The sequence below is a fragment of the Paenibacillus sp. FSL R10-2199 genome, assembly GCF_038000235.1.
In the GTDB taxonomy this organism is placed as follows: Bacteria; Bacillota; Bacilli; order Paenibacillales; family Paenibacillaceae; genus Paenibacillus_AQ; species Paenibacillus_AQ phytohabitans.
Map to the genome: position 1 here is coordinate 300,201 of NZ_JBBOBO010000002.1, position 13,313 is coordinate 313,513.

Sequence of the window (13,313 nt, forward strand, 5' to 3'; positions counted from 1 at the left end):
GAGGATTCATAAATGGGTCTCACTTTTTGCAATGTTCATTTCACCAAGCAGCCCCAACGAGTGGTCTATGTCTCGGGTGAACTGATGAAAAGCCTGAAATTATCCGGCAAGAAAAACATCCGCCTGCGCCTTGGGAAGGATGCCATACCGGCGATGATCAAGCCGATCAAACGCGCCGGCAAGCATCTCTTCCTGGCCTCGGGAGTGAAGAGCGCAATCAAGATTCCGAAATCAGGCGGCATTTATTTACGCAACCTGCAGAATGATGAGGTCCAGCTCGGACCGCTGGTCGGGGTACTTTCCGATGGGCCCGCCTCAGCGTCACAGCCTTTCGGCTCCCGTACCGGCTTCATCAAGCAGCTGCTGCGCGAAGGCAGCAACAAATGCTATATCTTCGCCTTCATGCCGCGTGATATCGACTGGCAGCAGGAGCAGGTCAACGGATATTTCCTGAGTGCAAGCGGCAAATTCGAGCGTAAAATGGTGCCGCTGCCGGATGTCGTCTACAACCGTCTGCCCAGCCGCAGAGCAGAGACTTCCCCATACATCAACCAGCTGCGCGAGCGTTTCGGACGCAAGAAGATTCCCTATTTCAACTGGAGCTTCTTCAATAAATCGGATGTATACCGTCTGCTGGAGAATGACGGTGCCGCCAACCGCTTCGTGCCTGAAACACACAGCAACCCCAGCACAGAACAGATGCGCGATATGCTGGACCGCCACCACTTTGTCTATTACAAACCTTCCGCAGGCAGTCTTGGACACGGCATCTACCGCCTGACCTACCTGCCCAAGAAGGGGTACTTCGCCCGTTACCGTAAGAGCGGCAAGAATGTGCTGCTGCGCTTCACCAGCTTCGACAGCCTGATGCGCATGCTGCGCGGCCGTCACGGACAGAGCCTGCAGAACTATGTGGTTCAGCAGGGTATCCGGCTGATTGAGATTGACGGCTGCCCGATTGATTTCCGCTTCCATATGCATAAGAACGGCAGCAACCAATGGGTAGTTGTCGGCATCGGGGCCAAGAAAGCCGGCCGGGGCAGTGTCACCACCCACCTGAAGAACGGCGGCGCCCTGCTTACACCGCAGCAGGCACTGGGCCGTGTCTTCGGCGCAAGATCGGATGAAGTGCTGCAGCGCGCCAAAACAACAGCCGTCAAGCTGGCTGAATCCCTGGAAATCCAGCACCGGCATCTGCTCGGTGAGATTGGATTTGATCTCGGGATTGACCAGGATGAGGATATCTGGATGTTCGAGGCCAATGCCAAACCGGGACGCTCTATCTTCCGCCACCCCTCCCTGCGCGCTGAGGGCAAAGCTTCCATTGAGCACATCCTGGAGCATTGTCTGTATCTCAGCAAATTCCGCAGGAGGGATGACTTGTGAACAGCCGTATCCCAGACCCCGGCAAGCCTGTTATCGCCATCCTGACGACCAGTGACCGGCTGAAGCAGTTTCGCGGCAACCGCAATAACTTCCGCGATATTATCCGCACCGGCAAAGAAATGGGTTATCTGGTATATGTTGTAACCGTCCGCGATCTGAAGCTGGAGGAGCGGATGGTGAACGGCTTCGTCCCCTCTGCCAGCGGCAAGCTCTGGTACTCCATTCCTGTCCCGCTGCCGCAGGTGATTTATAACCGGATTCCGAACCGCGTTGAAGAGGAGAAAGCACCGGTCGCCCGTAAAATAGCGGAGTGTCTGGAGCATCCTGAGATCCAGCTGTACAATCCGAGCTTTTTCAATAAATGGAATCTCTTCGAGTGGCTCAAGGAATCCAAAGCAACCTCAAAGCATGTGCCCAAGACCCGCCGCCTGCGCAGTGCAGCTACCCTGACGGCCATGCTGAAGAATCACGACAGTCTCTACCTCAAACCGGAGAACGGCAAAGCCGGCAAAGGGATTATGCGGCTGAGATACCGGATGGATGCTATGCTGCCTTACCGGCTGCAGATCCAGAGCGGCAAGAAGAATACAACCTACAAAGCCGCGTCCCTCGAACGCCTGTGGGCCAGAATCGTCAGGGAAAAAGGAGTATCCCGCTATATCGTGCAGCAGGCCATTGTGCTTGCTGCGCACCACGGGCGTCCCTTCGATCTGCGCGTGCTGCTGCAGAAGAACGGCCGGGGCGCCTGGTCGGTCACCGGCATTGGCGCACGGCTGGCCGGAGCCCGCAGCATCACTACCCATGTGCCGCGCGGCGGCAGCATTGAAGAGCCCTCCAGCATGCTGGAGGGAACCTTCGGGGCGGAGCAGGCGGCGGCCATCCTGAAGAATGTCCCCACTACGGCGCTGCTGATTGCCCGGCAGATTGAACGGGCTTCGGCGACCATGCTGGGCGAGATGTCAATGGACCTCGGCGTCGATGAAGAAGGCGGGCTGTGGTTCTTCGAGGCCAATTCCCGGCCGATGAAATTCGATGAGCCGGCGATCCGCAAGCTGTCGCTGGAACGCATTTTTCATTATGGCCAGCATCTGTCCCGCCAGACCAAGCCCTAATTAAACCCGTAAAGGAAGTGACACCATGCAGATATCCTCACTCTACGACAGCAATCCGGTGCAGTGGAATTCCAGACTATCCGGACTGCTTGAGTTCCTGAGGGAGTATGGGGAGCAGAGGATTACACTTCGCGGCTGCAGGCAGCTGGCCCGGCTGACACCGGAGCAGCTCGCCTTGCCGGGAGTTTCGCTGCTCGTTGCCACTGTCCGGGGTCAGAACGGCCGTCAGCTCGCAGGTGTCAGCTTCGTCTCCGGCTACGGCAAGGAGGCCTGTGTAGTAGCCGTTCATCCCCTGTACCGCAAGAGGCATACCGGCACAGCCCTGCTTACCGCGCAGCTGGAACGTCTTGGACAGCTGGAATGCCATGTGGCCTGCGATAACCCGGCCAGCCTGAAAATGTGCTTCAACAGCGGGCTTGCCGCCGTAGACCTGGTTAACGGCCCTACGGGCAAACCCACGCTGCTGCTGCGGTCTCCCCGGACTGCAGCCGGACCTACTATTCTCCCACAAGAAGGTGAACTCCTGTGCCAGAGCCCGTCTTAGGCATCCTCACGCTATATCTGAATGACGCCAAACAGCTTGAGGAGAAGAGCGTGTACCGGAGGATGATTATTGAAGGCAGCCGGATTGGCCTGGATGTCTTTGTCTTTACCCCCGCAGATGTGCATGTAAGCAAGGAACAGATCCATGCGCTTGTCTATGATGTTAAAAGCGGAACATGGTCGCGCAGGTGGCGCTCCTTCCCCAATATGATCTATGACCGCTGCCGCATTCAGCGCAGCCAGCGGTTCCAGCAGCTGCTGCGCTTCCGCGCGCGGTACGACCACCTGACCTTCCTGAACCGCCCGCTGCGTAATAAGTGGACGGTTCACCAGACCTTTTCACAGAAAAGCCGTTTTCGGCAGCATATGCCGGAGACTCTTCTATATCAGTCTTCCGCCGATCTCCACCGGATGCTGAAGATCAGTCCGGTCGTCTACGTCAAGCCGGTTAACGGCACCGGCGGACGCGGCATCCTGCGGATTGAACGGCAGCGGGAAGGCAAGCACCTCTACGATATCCAGGGACGCCGCCAGAGCCGCCAGATCATCGCGCCCCGCAAGGTGTCGCTGAACCGCCTGGAGTCGATTGTGCGCCAGTGGTGCCTCGGCGGACGGTTCCTCATCCAGCAGGGCATTCCGCTGCGTCTGCCCAGCGGACGGTTCCATGATTACCGGATGCTCGTGCAGAAGAACGGCCAGGGCGTCTGGGAATTCACCGGCATGGCCGGCCGGGTAGGCGCTGCCCGCAGCGTCACCTCGAACCTTCATGGCGGCGGGCATGCGATGCGGGCCGAGGCCCTGCTGAAGCAGTGGCTCGGCAACGAAGAGCGGGCCGACAAGGCCATGCGGACCGCAGAGAAGCTGGGGCTCGAAGCCGCCGCGTACCTCGAAGACAGCTTCGGCGCACTCTGCGAGCTGGCGCTCGACCTCGCGATCGACCGCGAGGGCAAGATCTACGTGCTGGAGGTCAACCCCAAGCCGGCCCGCGAGGTCTTCGCCCGCTCCGGCGACAATAGCACCTACCGCAAAGCGCTGATCCGCCCGCTGGAGTACGCGATGTGGGTGTATAAGAACAAGAACACGCCGAGCTCGGCAAAGACGGTTGAGGAATAGAGGATTAGCTCTGCAACGAACAAAATTTTCCTCCAGGCAAACTTATCGGGTTGCCATGCGATAGCTCCTGCTGCTGCTCTCTGTTCCAGCGAAGGATCTCCTTGTAAGCAAGCTGCTTACTCATGCTAGCTGATGTTGGTTAGGTCAACCTCTGAAGAATTTAAGTGGAAAAACATATCTTAATTTTATCATTTTGGATTATTTTCGGAGTTTAATTGGAAAATGGCATTTAAATTCTCATCCTTCCTTTACTTTGACCGATTTACTGCCAATTAAGTACTGTTTTTCCAACTGCTGTTGGACTTTCACTCCTCCGATTCCTAGCAAGTGGAGAAAATCCATTTATTTCAGGAACACCGGACACCCAGGCTCTAAACAATACTCTTCTAAATTTCTTTAGCCGTCTCTTCACCGTCTTTTTCACAATATTTCTTCTTGCTTAATTTCCTGTACATGAACAAATGCCCCTCCGCAGCTACCGGAGGGACATTTGTTCATTGTAATGCGACAGAATTACCACAGTTAAGAATTTTCTAAATTCATATTCAAGCTTTATCAACTGCAAGAACTTCTGCTGAGCTATTTGCATTCGCAGTTATGCTCGTGATATCTGTCAGTCCCGTTAGTTGCATGGCTTTCGGAGTTGTCGTTTTCGTTGACCCTGGTGTTTCTTTAGTACTGCTTTCCCTATACCCATATTGTTCTGGCACTCGTTGAGGCATTGTCTGTTTCCTTACTTTCCGCCTGGGCAGTCGCTTCGCTTACGCCTTGGACCTGAACCGGTATACCCCGAGGTATGGTCTTATTACCTCCCAATTATTCCGGATTGTTGTATCCCCATGCCCATTCTGCAGAAGTCCACCCACCTGTATTTCATGTACCTGCAAAAAGCCGTGATTCTTACTCATCAGCGGGGCGGTTTGGTTACGGAGGAAGACCAGGCAGCGGACCGGCAATTTAGGGACTTCATCATGTCTGGCGTACGGGCAACCTGACAATCATCGTCGTCCCTCCTCCAGGTGCTCCCTCCACCTCAATGTTCCCCTGATGCAGAGAGACGATTTTTTTGACAATTGCAAGCCCCAGACCGTTCCCGTTGTTGTTTCCGCTGCGCGACTTGTCAGCTTTATAGAATCTTTGAAAGATGGCGCCAGCCTCTTCCGGGGAAATCCCGATGCCATTATCGCTGATGGTGACGGATACTTCTGCTGCACTGCTGTCTAAAGAGATGCGGATCTTTCCGCCTTCAGGCGTGAACTTAATGCTGTTGCTGAGCAGATTCATCCATACCTGCTTCAGCTGATCTTCATCCCCAATGATATGGACAGCTTCCGGCAGCTCCAGATCAATAACGATGCTTCGGGCTGACCATTGCGGCTCACAGGTTACAACGATGGTTCTAATCTGCTCGTCAAGCCGGAAGGAGCCTGTTATGAAGGGATGATGCTCGGAATCCAGGGAAGCAAGCTTCAGCAAATTATCACTTAGCCTCGACAGACGCCCACTCTCCGCAATGATGATATCCAGATAGTCCTTGCGTTCCTCCTCTGCAATCAGATCATTGTTCTGCAGCGCCTTGGCAAAGCCGGAAATAGACGTAAGCGGTGTCTGAATTTCATGCGAAACATTCGATACGAAGTCCTGCCTCATCTGCTCCAGCTGCTTCAATTCTCCGGCCATCTCCACATAGCTTTGTGTCAACTCCCCGATCTCGTCCACTCGGTTCCTTTTAAGATCCACCTCGAAGTCACCTTTGGCCAGTCTTTTGGTAGCATTCGTCAAAGCCTTGATCGGCTCCACCAGATATCTGGCAGCAACAACGATACATACACTTCCCAGCACAAGCACCAGCAGCAGCACAAAGAGTACCATCCGGTTGACGATAGCCTCGTTCCCTGCAGAGTACTGCAGGAACATTGCATGCCACTCCCCCTTGAGCATAAAGGGCATTCCGATGAACGTATCCTTATCTTCCTTGGAGGAACGATAGACCTTCCCCTGCAGCACTTGCCGGACAGCTTCTGAGGTGATGGGTACAGCAGGGCTATCTATGAGCCCGTAAAAAGTATGTTCTCCGGATGGATCGTACAGGTTAATGGGATGTGCCGATATTTTAACCATACTATTCAGGAACTCGTCCGTATCTGTAGGCTTGGCGTCATCATAGCGGTGAATGATCTCCTGGCCCACTGCGAGCATTTCGCTCTGTCCCTTATAGCTTATTTGCTGCTGAAAAACATACAAGCCGATGAAAAAGGAACAGATCAGGCTGAAGATGATGATGCTGAGGAACGTGAGAATGACCCGAACATACAGTGTCTTGATCATGGCTCAGGGATCAGCCGGTATCCCAGACCGCGGGCAGTTTCGATTTGAAAACCCTCGCCATTGCCGCTGAACTTCTCCCTCAGCCGGCTGATATGCACATCTACAGTCCTCCCGTCCCCTTCATAATGGAGTCCCCAGACTTGCTGAATCAGTTGTTCTCTGGTGAAGATCTGCCCGGGATGGCTGACCAGGAGAAACAGAAGATCAAATTCCTTCAAGGGAAGCGTGACCGGTGCCCCACTGCGTGTAACCTGAAAGGTCCGGCGGTTGAGCACCACATTGCCGAGCTGCACGGACTGGGAAGTAACTACCAGTGCGCGTTTGAGCAGCGCTTTTACCCGCATCACCAGTTCCACCGGATCAAACGGCTTGGTCAGGTAATCATCCGTTCCGAGCTGAAATCCTTTCACTTTGTGGGCAGATTCCGCTTTGGCCGTCACCATGAGGAGGGGGAGGTTGGCATCCGAACGCCTGATTTCCCTGCACAGCTCCCAGCCATTCAGTCCCGGCATCATAATATCCAGAATGACAAGATCGATCTGTGAGTCCTCTATGATGGACAAGGCCTTGGTGCCGTCCCCGGCTTCTTCGAGGTCGAACCCTTCTTTGCGCAGATATAGAGACATCAGCTTCCGGATATTGTCATCATCATCCGCGATAAGTATAGTAGCCACGATCATCCTTCTCTCTTAAGCGTTATCCAAACTGCCAGCCGAGCAGATTCCAATAGTAGAAGAAGATCATCAGTACGACAGCCGAAAGCGTCACTAACGTGTAATGCACCCGCTTAAAGGCGGTCCAGTACTTATTTTTCCAAACCAATATAGCCGAGACCAACATTGCTAAGGTCAAGCCCGCCATAATGATTGGCATAACCAAGCTGACAGACAGCAAAGGACTGATACCGCTGAGCTTCTGCATAATGTCCATGGACATAATAACCATAAACAGAGTAATAAAAGATAACAGCGCCCAGCCTGCAGTTCCCGCAGATAATCGGATGGCCCGCTTTTCTGCGAGCGTCATCGCCTTGAACCTGCGTCTGAAGAAGAGGGGTCCGGGCAAAGCGGTGATGAAAATGAATCCTGCGGCACCAAGAAGGATAAGCCAAAACTTACTCTGATCCAAAAGTGGCGTACGCTCCAGCGGCATCTCCGGAGCCATGTCCAGGAGCATATGTGTAACTTTGCCGGACTCATCCGTAAGGAAGCCGATCTGATCGGTCCCTCCTTCAAGCTGAAACAGGTTAAGACCGATGGCTCTGTACAGCTGTTGTTCACTGCCGCTTCCCAAGGATAGCTTATTGTCCGCAATCGTAACATTCAGCTGGGCAAAAAAGTTAAAGAACTTGTCAATATCACTTATGTTGCGGCGTGTAAATTGATAGGAGCCGGCATATTTCTGTACGGATTCCGCGGAAGCGGAGAACTCCGGTTGCTTCACTTCGGGAGCGGGATAATACCGGTTGAAAAAGGCCTGGACCAGATTTGCTGCCGATTCACTGCCTTGACCGCCATTGTAGGATAAGAAAATCCCCAGTTGCTTGGCAGGTGCGAGATACAATTCCGTATTAAACATGGGATCGGAGCCGCCATGAGAGATTAATGTTACCCCGTTCACCCGCTTCTCTGCGAATCCGAGAGCTACTCCCGGCAGGCGCTTATCGAGCTGGAAGGCCGTTGAATGCATGAATGCAGCAGTCTCAGGCTTCAGAATCTGCCCTTTGCCATATTTCCCGTTCTGCAGATGCGCGATCATGAAATGTGCCATGTCTACTGCAGATACGGTGCCCGAGCCGGCAGGACGAAATCCGCCCTCGAAAGTAGGCGTGCCTGGAATAAAGCTGCCGTTCTCGCTATTATACCCTACCACCTGGTAAGGGACGAATGACTCCGGCAATGGCTCCACGACCGTCGAATGTTTCATATCCAGCGGATCGAAGATATACTTCTGAATATAATCATTATAAAGAATACCGCTGACGTCCTCCACGATCATACCTGCAAGCGTGGCTCCATAGTTAGAATAGGCACTCATCTCACCGGGCGGTCTGATCCGGGCCAGCATATGTTTATGGAGTGTCTCCGAGATGGAACCGGGCAATCCGGCAGGATCAGTGACGATCTGATAACCGACTCCGCCCTCTTCAAATCCTGCTGTGTGGGTCATCAAATGGCGCATGGTGATGGGTTCAGGATAAGTAGCAGGAATCTTCACGGATTTCAGGTAGGTGTTAATATCGGTATCCAGATCAATCTTACCTTGTTCAACGAGCTGCATTACAGCAGTCCAGGTGAACAGCTTGGTCGTAGAAGCGATACGGAACATGCTGGTTGCAGGGTCAACCGGAGCCGCTTGCTCCAGATTGGAGCTGCCATACCCTTTGCCCAAAATGATCTTGCCGTCCTTGACGATGGAGATCACCGCTCCCGGAATTTGCAGCCGGTTCATATCCTCTTCCATGATTCCGTCAACGAAAGCAGTCAGACCCGCGATATCCTTCAGATTGGCGGCAGATGCTTCAGTCTGAGGTACCGCTGGCTGAGTTTGAGCCGTCTCGGCCATGGCATGTTTCCCGGGAAATATAAGGCTCACGCTTAACCCGATTACAGCTAATATCGTCAGACCAGCGGCCAGCCTTTTTTGCATAGTTATTACCATATTATCCTCCGCATCATCTTACATATTGTAGGCCGGATAATCATCCGCCTGACACTTATAGAGACTAACAGAGTATTGTGAATAGAACGTTAACAAGACTATAAGCTGTCCATGAGCAGGTTCATTACACGAATCTATGAGCAGGTTCATCTGCGCAAATCCGTGGGCGAACAGGTCGATAAACTTCTTAATGTCTATAGAGTAATCCTGCCTGGGTCCGCATGCATCCTCATGGTGCGAATGGTGCGGATGGTGCGAATGGAGAGAAGTATGGTCACTATTACTCAAAATCCTGCACTAAATACAACATTCCCCTCCTTAAAAGGGTAAAAATTGAAAAATGTTGTATAAAATGCAGCAATTATCCTCCTCCAGGCCGATTATTGGAATAATTGTTGTATTTCGTACAACAATCCTCCAAAATAGCCGGGTATGCATGTAACCGAGTTGTATTTCATACAACATTTCCCTATATACAGACGCCAACTTAAGAATCCCATTCGCTGCTACAGGCCGGAGCTCTGAGACAACAGCACATTCTAAGCAGTTTGCCTAACTTACAAACCTTGCTTGAAAGCTCAGAGCATATTTTCCCGGACAATTCATCAGCTCTTACATCAGCTCTTACATAAACAGCTACAGAAACAACTACACAAACAGCTACACGAACATATCAGGTACTCCCTCCACCGGCTCATAATAACAAATGTATGAATTCTGCATCACCGGACGGAGCAGCCCTTTACGCACCAGCTCCTGCAGCTGCTTACGCGCCGTCCGAAAGTTCAGATTGTATTGCAGCATCACGTCTTTGGGACGTAGTCCCTTGTCCAGGCTCCAAGCCAGTTTAACGATTTCCTTATCCTGCGGGGAGAGGGATTGCCCGGACGGAACCCGGATCAATGAAGGGGCGATGACCATTTGCAGCAGCATGCGGCAGATCTCCGGGCGGTTCTGCACATCATCGAAGGAGAAATGGATAATCCTCCAGCCCAGTCCATTCAAAAAAGTATCCCGGTTAAGCGAATAGCTGAACCTCTCCCGGTCCATATCCTTCACATGGCTCTGATACCCATCGCATTCCAAACCGAATTTCCCGTACGGCGGAAGAAAAGCAAAATCAAGAAATTGCGACTTGCGGTTCCAGTCATACACCTCATATTCAGGATGCAGATGATCCAGATTGCCGAACAGCGGCCACCAGACATTTTGCAGGAATAGCTTCTCGGCATATTGATGCCCCCGTGCCAACCGGCCTCTGCGCTCCCCTGTTCTGACCGATAAATGCTGCTCCATTAGCAGCTGATGTGCATTTTCAAACTCCATAATCAGTTACCTCCCTCTCTCATTTACGCAAAAAAGAACGCCCCTCTGCCAGCAGCAGCTTGGGACGTTCTTCGTCTGAGTTAATTATAAGCCAGCACAACAGGTGCGGCAATCATTTCATTCGATAGTGATTACATTAATTCCTATTCCATACCCTTACATTAATAAGATAGTATACCGTCATAATTAATTGGATGATTATAATAACTATTGGAAGCAGATAGATCATTTCAGCCGAATACTTCGGCATTGTAATAAATACCAACGCATCTTCACTGCCTCCAGCACTTTGCATTTCCACTAAAAGAAACAGAAGTAAGCTGCTTGGGATAACTGTAAATAAGAACCAGGTGATCCGGTCCCTGACTCTCTTCGCCCTACTAAACAATAAACCGTTGAGAAAGCACATGGCGAGGGGAAGAACATACGTTGTACTCAGTAAAATGATTAACTCTGTGCCCCCTCCTCCCTCAATTCTTATCCCGAGAAAATAGATTAAGATCAAATGTATTGCAATTGCTGCTAACATATATAGAATGACTTGGAATACTGTCTTTATGGATTTCTCCATTGTTTATCTCCCTTGCTTAACATGTATTAGGCAAAATGATTATTCTTTGAATGTATATCTGGAATTTCTAATTATGTAAGCCAAGGCGCAAGGAAGAAAAAGAGCACTGTCGTGCTAAAACAGATCAGAAGCAAAAGATGCAGGTTCTTCTCTAATAAGTGTTTTGCGAAGAAAAAGCAGATTACCAGGCACACTAACAATAGAACAATATAAAACGACAGTTGAGTATAGTCGGTTGCTGCCCAAAATAAACCGCCTCCGCCAGCAGAAAAAACTATGCCGATGACTAGAAAGTACATCCCTACTCCCATTAATCCGCTTAAAGCAACGAAAATCAAACTGATAATCATATTACGCTCCTTTGACTTGGTCACTATTCCTCATCGGCCAGATATAATATCAGGAATCTATTGAATATATTCCCTTTACACCGGATTATCGGATTCTCCTCATGATTAGTGTAGATCAACAGAACAACAAAAAAGGAACCGTGATAAACACGGTCCCCCTCGAATCCCTCTAACCCACTATCCTTTATTGAACGCCCTTCTTCTGCATATCCTCCAGGTGGCGCTGATACATCACTTTCTCGGCCTTCTCTGCACCGACTTTGTCCATTTGGCTGATGAAATCGTTGTAGGCGTTGTCGAAATCAGCGTCGGTTTCGGACAGGATCAGCTTCGGAATGGTTTTGTTCCAGAGATCCTTCACTTTGCCGTTGATCACACCTTCAGGTGAAGAGCCGTCCGGCTCCAGATTGTCCATGCCCAGGGAGTAGCTGTCGAAGTTGTATTTCTCCAGCAGCTTCGCTCCGGCGAATTGCTCCGGCTGCTGCTCCTGGAAGTCACGGGCGGACGCATCGTCCCAAAGTTTACCTGCCCGCATCAGGAGTGTCGAATCATCGAAGCCGTACTGGGCGTTATAAGCGTTGTTGTCCTTAAGCTTCAAGTCCATAATTTCCTGCTTGAATTTCGGCAGGCCGTCAACCATGTCATAAGTCTCGCCTTCAGTACCGTAGCGTGCATCAAGCTGTCCTTCATCCGACCAGGCATATTCAGCAAAGCGGATAATCCGTTCCGGATTCTTTGCATTCTTGGTGATGAAGAAGCCCTGCCAGCCCATCAGACGGGAAGCGGCATATCTTGGGTCTTGGCCATTCGCCTGAAGTCCGCCGATAATGGTGTATTTATGATCGGCACCCAGCGTACTTTCAATTTTCGGATTGTATTGGGTGTACATATTGGACATGTACTGCGAAGCTGCGGCATATTGCGCCCCATACAGCTTCTCTTCATACTGCTCCTGCTTATAGATCAGCAGCTGTGAATCGAATAGTCCATTGCGGTACAGCTGGTTCATGTAACGGAAGGAATCGATGAAGCCTTTGTTCCGCATCGGGTATTCTACGATCTGCTGATCATCCTTGATCCGTTCCTCCAGCAGATTCGGCGAGAAGGAGCTGATCAGGAAGTTCATTGACAAGCTGCCGCCGAAGCTGTTTTTGGCTACATCGAAGTTCTCCACACCGACCGGACTGATCTCAGGGAATTTCTCCTTTGCCAGCTTGAGGGCGTTCATCAGATCATCTGTCGTCTTAAGCTCCGGACTGCCAATAGCCTTGTAAATATCGTCGCGGAAGAACCATGGACGAATCGGCGTAATCGGCACCCCGCTGGTCAGTCTGTCAGCGGTTTCAAACAGGTTCGGCAAGTACCAGAGCTTTCCGTTGACCGAATGATATTTCACCATATCCGGGTCGAGCATGGACTTCAGCTCCGGTGCATATTTGTCCATCAGCTCATCCATGGAGTAGACCATACCATTATTGATCAGCTTGCTTACCGCAGGATTGTTCCAGTCCAGCATGATGGTATCCGGCAGATCCCCGGAAGCAATCATGGTGTTCAGATAATCGTCATCGTTCCCTGTTGCCAGCTTGCGGTCTATCGTCACACCTGTTTTTTCTGTAGCCAGCTTCATCGCATACTGATCCTTCCACAGATATGCAGATGCCCAGTTCCCGTAGAAATATTGGGTGAATTTAAAAGGTGAGGTGTCTTGCTTCCATGATTCCGTGCTTACGGTGTCTGTTCCTGCATTAGCAGGTTCTGCCGATGCATTCGCTGCCGGAGTAGCCGGCGCATTGCCCTCAGCCGCTCCATTTGCATTAGTGCCGGTATTATTAGAACTGCAGCCTGCCAGCAGAGTGACGGCGAGTAAAGCAGCGGCCATTCCTTGTGCGCCTTTCTTTCTCATACATTGACCTCCCATAA

General features: G+C 51.4%; 11 protein-coding genes. 4 read left to right on the forward strand and 7 right to left on the reverse strand.

Annotation, left to right across the window (positions count from 1 at the left end):
- Positions 1-12 precede the first annotated feature (12 nt).
- Genes NYE33_RS29445 through NYE33_RS29460 form a run of 4 tightly spaced genes read left to right on the forward strand, consistent with a single transcriptional unit; the run spans position 13 to position 4,154 of the window.
- Positions 13-1,386: a YheC/YheD family endospore coat-associated protein gene (locus NYE33_RS29445; protein WP_336099979.1), complete on the forward strand. Its 1,374-nt coding sequence runs from the start codon at positions 13-15 to the stop codon at positions 1,384-1,386.
- A complete protein-coding gene (locus tag NYE33_RS29450; protein ID WP_076242743.1) occupies positions 1,383-2,498 on the forward strand; it encodes a YheC/YheD family endospore coat-associated protein in 1,116 nt (371 codons plus the stop codon). The genes NYE33_RS29445 and NYE33_RS29450 overlap by 4 nt, the downstream gene beginning before the upstream one ends.
- Before the next feature lie 25 nt (positions 2,499-2,523).
- Positions 2,524-3,042, forward strand: coding sequence for an N-acetyltransferase (locus NYE33_RS29455; RefSeq protein WP_336099981.1), 519 nt, complete (start codon positions 2,524-2,526; stop codon positions 3,040-3,042).
- Positions 3,024-4,154 (forward strand): YheC/YheD family endospore coat-associated protein, encoded by a 1,131-nt coding sequence (locus NYE33_RS29460; RefSeq protein WP_042135389.1) that lies wholly within the window; start codon positions 3,024-3,026, stop codon positions 4,152-4,154. Before NYE33_RS29455 ends, NYE33_RS29460 begins: the two co-directional genes overlap by 19 nt.
- A gap of 969 nt (positions 4,155-5,123) precedes the next feature.
- Here the strand turns inward: NYE33_RS29460 and NYE33_RS29465 are convergent.
- The 7 genes from NYE33_RS29465 to NYE33_RS29495 form a co-directional block, all read right to left on the reverse strand.
- Positions 5,124-6,482, reverse strand: coding sequence for a HAMP domain-containing sensor histidine kinase (locus NYE33_RS29465; protein WP_042135388.1), 1,359 nt, complete (start codon positions 6,480-6,482; stop codon positions 5,124-5,126).
- Positions 6,479-7,156, reverse strand: coding sequence for a response regulator transcription factor (locus tag NYE33_RS29470; protein WP_340947203.1), 678 nt, complete (start codon positions 7,154-7,156; stop codon positions 6,479-6,481). The genes NYE33_RS29465 and NYE33_RS29470 overlap by 4 nt, the downstream gene beginning before the upstream one ends.
- A gap of 22 nt (positions 7,157-7,178) precedes the next feature.
- Entirely contained in the window at positions 7,179-9,131 is a 1,953-nt protein-coding gene (locus NYE33_RS29475; protein ID WP_341068921.1) for a serine hydrolase domain-containing protein, read from the reverse strand.
- Positions 9,132-9,803: 672 nt separating this feature from the next.
- Positions 9,804-10,469 (reverse strand): hypothetical protein, encoded by a 666-nt coding sequence (locus tag NYE33_RS29480; RefSeq protein ID WP_340947208.1) that lies wholly within the window; start codon positions 10,467-10,469, stop codon positions 9,804-9,806.
- A 136-nt stretch (positions 10,470-10,605) separates the two neighbouring features.
- Positions 10,606-11,040, reverse strand: a complete 435-nt coding sequence (locus NYE33_RS29485; protein WP_340947209.1) for a hypothetical protein — start codon at positions 11,038-11,040, stop codon at positions 10,606-10,608.
- A gap of 71 nt (positions 11,041-11,111) precedes the next feature.
- Positions 11,112-11,390, reverse strand: coding sequence for a hypothetical protein (locus tag NYE33_RS29490; protein WP_076242736.1), 279 nt, complete (start codon positions 11,388-11,390; stop codon positions 11,112-11,114).
- A gap of 184 nt (positions 11,391-11,574) precedes the next feature.
- Positions 11,575-13,296, reverse strand: a complete 1,722-nt coding sequence (locus tag NYE33_RS29495; protein ID WP_341068923.1) for an extracellular solute-binding protein — start codon at positions 13,294-13,296, stop codon at positions 11,575-11,577.
- Positions 13,297-13,313: the final 17 nt, after the last annotated feature.

What these genes read in the sequence shown, in the direction of transcription:
- NYE33_RS29445 (WP_336099979.1), top strand. Translation starts at nt 13, where the DNA reads ATGGGTCTCACTTTTTGCAATGTTCATTTCACCAAGCAGCCCCAACGA.
- NYE33_RS29455 (WP_336099981.1), top strand. Translation starts at nt 2,524, where the DNA reads ATGCAGATATCCTCACTCTACGACAGCAATCCGGTGCAGTGGAATTCC.
- NYE33_RS29465 (WP_042135388.1), bottom strand. Translation starts at nt 6,482, where the DNA reads ATGATCAAGACACTGTATGTTCGGGTCATTCTCACGTTCCTCAGCATC.
- NYE33_RS29475 (WP_341068921.1), bottom strand. Translation starts at nt 9,131, where the DNA reads ATGCAAAAAAGGCTGGCCGCTGGTCTGACGATATTAGCTGTAATCGGG.
- NYE33_RS29480 (WP_340947208.1), bottom strand. Translation starts at nt 10,469, where the DNA reads ATGGAGTTTGAAAATGCACATCAGCTGCTAATGGAGCAGCATTTATCG.
- NYE33_RS29485 (WP_340947209.1), bottom strand. Translation starts at nt 11,040, where the DNA reads ATGGAGAAATCCATAAAGACAGTATTCCAAGTCATTCTATATATGTTA.
- NYE33_RS29490 (WP_076242736.1), bottom strand. Translation starts at nt 11,390, where the DNA reads ATGATTATCAGTTTGATTTTCGTTGCTTTAAGCGGATTAATGGGAGTA.
- NYE33_RS29495 (WP_341068923.1), bottom strand. Translation starts at nt 13,296, where the DNA reads ATGAGAAAGAAAGGCGCACAAGGAATGGCCGCTGCTTTACTCGCCGTC.